Origin of the sequence: Chimaeribacter californicus, assembly GCF_002858675.1 — a bacterium.
Taxonomy (GTDB): Bacteria; Pseudomonadota; Gammaproteobacteria; order Enterobacterales; family Enterobacteriaceae; genus Chimaeribacter; species Chimaeribacter californicus.
The window spans coordinates 1-552 of sequence record NZ_PJZF01000101.1; the positions used below are offsets into that span (position 1 = coordinate 1).

At 51.6% G+C, this 552-nt stretch carries 1 pseudogene; it reads right to left on the minus strand.

The features are described from left to right. Nucleotides 1–161: 161 nt before the first annotated feature. Nucleotides 162–552: pseudogene (locus tag CYR55_RS23750) on the minus strand (hypothetical protein); the annotation flags it as partial.

A 552-nucleotide genomic window follows, 5' to 3' on the forward strand; every position in this document is an offset into this window, starting at 1 on the left:
CCAAAAAAAATGCTTTCGGTGAAAAATACTGAACAAACGGGACATTTCTACCTCCCATTGCAATTAGTAAAACATACTAAACATTCAGCGGCCGTAATATGGTTTATTTAGTATGTTTTGTAAAGTTAGGGGCGTTACCCGAATCGCTGACCTTTTTTTGCTTAACAGGTCACTGATTCGGGCAATTCGTGGGTGGTTTCGTGGGCAAGATATGCCGGCAGCCAGGGTTCACCGCTTTCATGCGGTCGCGGATTCCCATGGAACACGACTACCCGGGCACCAGCCGGCAATTTGCCATCACCACGGGAATAGCGTTCGGTTGCCCAGCGGCTTTCACCGACTTTCACAATGTCCGCTTTGTAGCTGACGAACCAGCCCGGGTAGAGGTCTTGCCAGCGAGGGCAGTCACCGATGACGTCCCGGATAAAGCCCTGGTCGCCCCATTTGGCCGTAACCGTGCATTCAGCGATGTGGCGCTGTGGCTCTTTCCAGAAAGCATTCCAGATCCGCGCCTTAACGCTGTTCGGGATAAACATCACCGAACTCATGAGG